Source organism: bacterium (assembly GCA_036524115.1).
GTDB lineage: Bacteria > JAUVQV01 > JAUVQV01 > JAUVQV01 > DATDCY01 > DATDCY01.
Window position 1 is genome coordinate 1 of sequence record DATDCY010000277.1, and the last position, 6,075, is coordinate 6,075.

The 6,075-nt window shown below is 73.0% G+C and carries 7 protein-coding genes; 4 read left to right on the forward strand and 3 right to left on the reverse strand.

Translation table 11 applies throughout. The annotated features are described in order from the left end of the window. Both VI078_13215 and ftsY read left to right on the forward strand, forming a co-directional pair. Nucleotides 1–932: AAA family ATPase (locus VI078_13215; GenBank protein ID HEY6000242.1), on the forward strand; the 932-nt coding region annotated here is incomplete at its 5' end. An 11-nt stretch (nt 933–943) separates the two neighbouring features. After that, nucleotides 944–1,888 (forward strand): signal recognition particle-docking protein FtsY, encoded by a 945-nt coding sequence (gene ftsY, locus VI078_13220; protein ID HEY6000243.1) that lies wholly within the window; start codon nt 944–946, stop codon nt 1,886–1,888. On the opposite strand, the gene VI078_13225 is transcribed toward ftsY, so the two are convergent. The 3 genes from VI078_13225 to VI078_13235 all read right to left on the reverse strand — a co-directional run bounded on the left by VI078_13225 (nt 1,885) and on the right by VI078_13235 (nt 3,943). Then, nucleotides 1,885–2,247, reverse strand: a complete 363-nt coding sequence (locus VI078_13225; GenBank protein HEY6000244.1) for a response regulator — start codon at nt 2,245–2,247, stop codon at nt 1,885–1,887. The genes ftsY and VI078_13225 overlap by 4 nt on opposite strands. A 13-nt stretch (nt 2,248–2,260) precedes the next feature. Then, nucleotides 2,261–3,283: a peptidylprolyl isomerase gene (locus VI078_13230; GenBank protein HEY6000245.1), complete on the reverse strand. Its 1,023-nt coding sequence runs from the start codon at nt 3,281–3,283 to the stop codon at nt 2,261–2,263. Between the two features lie 81 nt (nt 3,284–3,364). After that, entirely contained in the window at nt 3,365–3,943 is a 579-nt protein-coding gene (locus tag VI078_13235) for a VOC family protein (protein HEY6000246.1), read from the reverse strand. 67 nt (nt 3,944–4,010) lie between these two features. On the opposite strand from VI078_13235, the gene VI078_13240 reads away from it, so the two are divergent. Both VI078_13240 and VI078_13245 read left to right on the forward strand, forming a co-directional pair. Further along, nucleotides 4,011–4,799: an ABC transporter permease gene (locus VI078_13240; GenBank protein HEY6000247.1), complete on the forward strand. Its 789-nt coding sequence runs from the start codon at nt 4,011–4,013 to the stop codon at nt 4,797–4,799. 2 nt (nt 4,800–4,801) lie between these two features. Continuing rightward, nucleotides 4,802–6,001, forward strand: a complete 1,200-nt coding sequence (locus VI078_13245) for an ABC transporter ATP-binding protein (protein ID HEY6000248.1) — start codon at nt 4,802–4,804, stop codon at nt 5,999–6,001. The last annotated feature ends 74 nt before the right edge of the window (nt 6,002–6,075 follow it).

Here is a 6,075-nt window from a genome sequence, read left to right on the forward strand (position 1 = left end):
AGCGCGACCGCGTCGAGGCGCTGCTCGCCGCCGCCCAGGAGCGCCACCGCGCGCTCTCCGGCACCGCCCGCGAGACGGAGGAGCGCCTGCGGCAGCTGCGCCAGCGTCGCGAGGAGCTCCTTGCCGAGCAGGGGGCGCTGCAGGTCCGGCGCGCCGAGGAGGAGGTGCGCCGCGAGCACCTCGGCGCCCGCATCCTCGAGCTGCGCGGGCTGCCGCCCGAGCAGCTCCTCGCCGCGGAGGCGCTCGCCGGGCTGCTCGCCTCCCCCGTCGCCACGCTGGAGGAGAGCCACCGGGAGCTCGGGCGCCAGATCGAGGCGCTCGGGCCGGTCAACCTCGCGGCGATCGGCGACCAGCAGGAGCTCCAGGACCGGCTGACCGCGCAGCGGGCGCAGCAGCAGGACCTCGAGAAGGCCTCGCAGGACCTGCGCCAGGCGATCTCCAGGATCAACGCGACGTCCCGGGAGAAGTTCCTCGAGACGTTCGAGCAGGTCAACGAGAAGTTCCAGGAAACCTTCCCGCAGCTGCTCGAGAACGGGCACGCGCTGCTGCGCCTCGTCGAGGGGGAGGACCCGCTGGAGGCCGGCGTCGAGATCCTCGCGCAGCCGGCCGGCAAGAAGCTCAAGCACATCTCGCTGCTCTCCGGCGGCGAGCAGGCGCTGACGGCCATCGCCCTGCTGCTGGCGATCTTCATGGTCAAGCCCTCGCCCTTCTGCCTGCTCGACGAGGTCGACGCGCCCCTGGACGAGTCGAACATCATGCGCTTCCTGCGCGTGCTGCGCCGCTCGGCGAGCAGCTCGCAGCTGGTCATGATCACCCACAACAAGCGCACGATGGAGAACGCCAACCACCTCGTCGGCGTCACCATGGCCGACCCCGGCGTCTCGCGCCTGATCTCCATCCAGCTGCGCGAGCAGCAGGCGCAGGCCTCCTAGGGCGCGCTCGCGTGCTCGGGGGGACGCAGAAGACCGGGCTGTTCGCGCGGCTGCGCGCGGGCCTCGCCCGGACGCACGACGGCTTCATCAACAAGGTCGAGCGGCTGGTCCTGCGGCGCAACCGCGTCGACGCCGAGCTGCTCGACGAGCTCGAGGAGCTCTACCTGCAGGGCGACGTCGGGCCCCGCACCACCGAGGAGCTCATGGAGCGGCTGCGCCGCGCCGTCGCCCGCGGCGAGCTGCGCGCGCCGGAGGAGGTCCTCGCCTTCCTCAAGGCGCAGGCGCGGGAGATCCTGGCCGCCTGCGCGGGGCGCATCGAGCTGCCCGAGCGCGGGCTCGGCGTGATCCTGGTCGTCGGCACCAACGGCTCGGGCAAGACCACCACCGTCGCCAAGCTCGGCCGTCGCCTCCAGCGCGAGGGCCGCCGCGTGCTGCTGGCCGCGGCCGACACCTTCCGCGCCGCGGCCGCCGACCAGCTCGAGGTCTGGGGCGAGCGCACCGGGCTCGAGGTCGTCTCCCAGAAGCCCGGCTCCGACCCGGCCGCCGTCGTCTACGACACGATCAACGCCGCTCTCGCGCGCGGCTACGACACGGTCATCGCGGACACCGCGGGGCGCATGCACACGAAGGTCAACCTCATGGAGGAGATGAAGAAGATCCGGCGCACCGCCGCCAAGCTCGTCCCCGGCGCCCCGCACGAGACGCTGCTGGTCCTGGACGCCACCACGGGCCAGAACGCCTACTCCCAGCTGCGGCTGTTCCACGAGGCGGTCGGGCTCACCGGGCTCGTCCTGACCAAGCTCGACGGCACGGCACGCGGCGGGGTCGTCCTCGGGCTGGCGCGCGAGTTCCCCGTGCCGGTGAAGCTCGTCGGCGTCGGCGAGAAGGTGGAGGACCTGCAGGACTTCGACCCCGAGGCGTTCGTCGAGGCGCTCTACGCCCCGGCCCCGGCCTAGAGCGCGAGCAGCTTCCTCACGAGATCGACGAGGACGGCGCCCCGGTCCCCCTTGAGGAAGACCCCCTGGAGCGGCGCGATCCGCCGCAGCGGCTCGATGAGCCGCTCGTCGACCGAGCAGGCGACGACCGGCGTCTGCGCGCCGCGCTCGAGGCGCAATGCGCGGAAGAACCGCTCCCCGTTCATCTCGGGGAGCACCATGTCGAGCAGGATCAGGTCGATCGGCCCGGCCCCATCCACCAGGGCCAGGCCCTCCGCGCCGGTGGCCGCCCGCAGCAGCCGCAGCCCGAGGCCGTCGAGCAGGATCCGGTAATACTCGGCGATGTCGCTGTCGTCCTCGACGATCAGCAGCGTCCGCACGCCCCGGCCGCCCCTACGAGAGCTTCTCGATCTTCGCCGCGGCGCGCAGTTCCTTGACCAGGGCCTCGACCGCGCCCTCCGTCTTCTGGGCCTTCAGGTACTCGGTGATCTGGGCCGTCGCGTCCTTCTCGGCGATCGTCCCGGCCGCCTTGCGCTCCTCGACGCGGATGATGTCGTAGCCGAACTCCGTCTCGACCACGCCGGAGACCTCCCCGGGCTTCAGCGCGAACGCCACGTCGTCGAACGCCGGCACCATCTGCCCCCGCTCGAAGAAGCCCAGGTCGCCGCCCTCGGGAGCCGACGGACAGTCGGAGTTCGCCTTCGCCAGGTCCTCGAAGCTCGCGCCTCCCTTGATCTGGGCGAGCAGCCCCTCGGCCTTCGCGCGCTTGGCCGCCTTGGCGACCGCATCGTCGTTCTCGCCGAACTGCACGAGGATGTGGCGCGCCCGCACCTGCTCGGGGATCGCGAAGCTCTCGGCGTTGCCCGCGTAGAAGGCGTGCACCTCCGCGTCGCTGACAGTCACGCCCGCGGCGACACCCTCCTCGACCAGCCGCTGGATGCTCAGGTTGCGGGAGACGAGCGCGCGCAGGCTCTCCGTGTCAAGCCCGCCCTTGGCCAGGGCGGCGGCGAAGGCCTCCGCGGTCTCGAACTGCGCGCGCGCCTGCTCGATCTCCGCGTCCACGGCCGCCGGGGTCGCCAGCAGATTGCGCTTGCGCGCCTCCTGGTGCAACAGTTCCTCGTCGATCAGGCGGTCGAGCACCTGCGCCCGCACCTCGTCGGTCGCGGCAGCCGGCGCCTCCTCCCCCTCCGTGCCCCCGCCCTGAACGACGAAGGCCAGGTTCCGCTCGAAATCGCCGCGCGTGATGACCGCGCCGTTCACCCGCGCCATCGGCGTCGCCGCCGCGACGGGAGTCCCCGCCGCCGCCGGCGCCGCTCCCTGTGCCGCCGCGGCCTGTTCCGCCGCCGCACCCGCCGGTGACCAGGCCATCATCGCCGTCGCCGCGACGGCGGCGCCCCAACGCATCCACTCTCTCACGGTGTTCTCTCCTTCCGGGTTCCTGGCGCTGCCGCGATCCGCGGCACTTCGGGTGATGCTACCATCCGCCACCGCACCCTGTCATCCCTGCTTTCTGCCGTGGAAGTACTCGCTGCCCGCCCCGGGGTAGACCACCCGGTCGCCGGGGGCCGCGGGCTCCGGCCAGACCCCGGGCTGCGGCGCCGCGCCTTCCAGCGCCACCGCCCCGGGCTGCCGGTCGGCGAAGAGCGGCGCCTCCCGGAAGTCGCGGCCCGGCACGGGCACGGCGAACTCCACCGGCACCCCGTTCGGGTCGAAGGAGAAGATCGAGTGCGCGAAGCCCAGGTCCATCGGCTCCGACACCCAGAACCCCGCGGCCGCGAGCCGGTCCCGCAGCTCGAACAGCCCCTCCTCCGCGCTCAACTCGAGGGCCACGTGGTCGAAGTCGATCGGCCCGCGCACCGGCGCCCCGTGGTCCTTCTCCGGGACGGGCCCGGCGCCCGTCCACTCGAAGAAGGCGATCAGCGTGCGCCCCCCCGCCCCGAAGAAGTACTGCCGGTAGCCCGGCGCGCCGAGCCGCGCGCGCATCTCGAGGCCGACGAGGTCGCGCCAGAAACGGATCGTCCGCTCCAGCGACCCCGTCACGAGCGCCAGGTGGTGGATCCCGACGACGCGCGCCACGCCTTCATTTGTAGCGCCACGGCGGGCGCCGGTCAAGAAGCGCGCTCCCCTATGGTAGTATTATCGGATGCGCGGCCGCTCCCTGCTCGCCGAGGTCCTCTCCCGCCGTGAGCTTGTCGGCAACCTCGTGGCGCGCAACCTCAAGCAGCGCTACAAGGGCTCGGCGCTCGGCTTTCTCTGGTCGCTGCTGCACCCGCTGTTCCTCGTCCTGATCTACCTGGTCTTCATCCGCCTCATGCGCTTCCCCGTGCGGCTCCCGAGCCTGCTGGTCGGGGTGATGGCCTGGCAGTTCCTCGCCCTCTGCACGGGGGACGCCGCGGGCGTGATCCTCGGCCACGCGTCGCTCGTGAAGAAGACCTGGTTCCCGCGCCTGATCCTCCCGCTCTCGGCGGTCCTGGCGAACCTCGCGCACTTCCTGCTCTCGCTCCTGGTGCTCGCGGCCGTGCTGCCCGCGCTCGGCGCGCCGCCCCGGGCCGGCTGGCTGCTGCTGCCCGCCGTGATCGCGCTGCAGTTCCTGTTCTGCCTCGGCCTCTCGCTCGGGCTCTCGGCGCTGAATGTCTTCTTCCGCGACGTCGAGCACCTCGTCCCCATCGGCCTGATGTCGTGGTTCTTCGTGACGCCGGTGATCTACGGCGCCGAGCAGGTCGTCCGCAACCCGGGCCTGCCGCCGTGGGCGGCGACGACCTTCCTCGCCAACCCGATGGCCTCGCTGCTGGCGGGGTACCGCCACCTGCTGCTCGGCGAGCCGCTGCCGCCGCTGGGCCTCTGGCCCGCGCTCGCCGGCGCGCTCGCGGTGCTCGCCGTCGGCGGCCTGGTCTTCGCGCGCCTCGAGCCGCGCTTCGCCGACGAGCTGTGAGCGTGGCCGTGGCCGACGTGGCGATCGGGGTCGAGGGCCTCGGGAAGCGCTACCGCCTGCGCCAGCGCGGGGGCGCCACCACCCTCAAGAGCGCCGCGCTGCGCCTGTTCCGCCGCGGCCCCGTCCCGGGCGAGGAGTTCTGGGCCCTCCGGCGCGTCTCCTTCGCGGTGGCGCGGGGCGAGACGCTCGGGGTCATCGGCCGCAACGGCGCGGGCAAGAGCACGCTGCTCGGCATGATCGCCGGCACGATCACGCCCACCGAGGGGGCGGTGCGGACGGCCGGGCGCATCAGCTCGCTGCTCGAGCTGGGCGCGGGGTTCCACCCCGACCTCACGGGGCGCGAGAACGTCTTCCTCAACGGCTCGATCCTCGGCATGCGCCGGCGGGAGATCGCGGAGCGGCTGGACGCGATCGTCTCGTTCGCCGAGATGGAGCGCTTCATCGACCAGCCGGTGAAGCACTACTCCTCCGGCATGTTCGTGCGCCTGGCGTTCTCGGTGGCGATGGAGGTCGACCCGGACATCCTCATCGTCGACGAGGTGCTCTCCGTCGGCGACGAACGCTTCCGCGACAAGTGCCGCGACCGCATCAACGACCTGCGCCGCCGCGGCCGCACGTTCCTCATCGTCTCGCACGACATGGACACCATCCAGTCGGTGTGCGACCGCGTCCTGGTGCTCGACCGCGGCGAAGCCGTCCTCGAGGCGGGCCCCGCGCGCGCCGTCAACGAGTACCACGCGATCAACGCGGCGGGCGACGGCGAGGGCCCCGCACGGCTCGAGTCGGGGACGCGCGAGGCGGAGATCCTCGGGGTCGAGCTGCGGGCGCCCGACGGCGGCGAGGTGACGGCGCTCGGGCCGGGGCAGGGGTTCACGGCGCTCGTGCGCTGGCGCGCCGCCCGGCGCATCGAGGGTCCGGTCTTCGGCTTCGCGCTCAGCGACGCCCAGGGCAGGGTCCTCTACGGCACCAACACCGCCATCGACGGGTGCGCCATTCCCGCGATCGAGGGCAGCGGCGCGGCGGCCCTCGAGTTCGCCCCCCTGCCCTTCCTGCGCGGCCGCTACTACCTGACGTTCGCGATTCACTCGCGCGAGCACCGCGTCTTCCACCGGCTCGACAACTGCCTGGCGCTGAGCGTCCTGCCCGACAGCGACCACGCGGGCACGGTGCGGCTCGCCGCCCGCTGGCGCATCCCCGCCTGAGGGGCGCCCATGCCCGCCGCGCGCACCCTTCCCGCCGCCCTGCCCGCGCTGGCGCTGGCCGCCGCGCTCGCCGC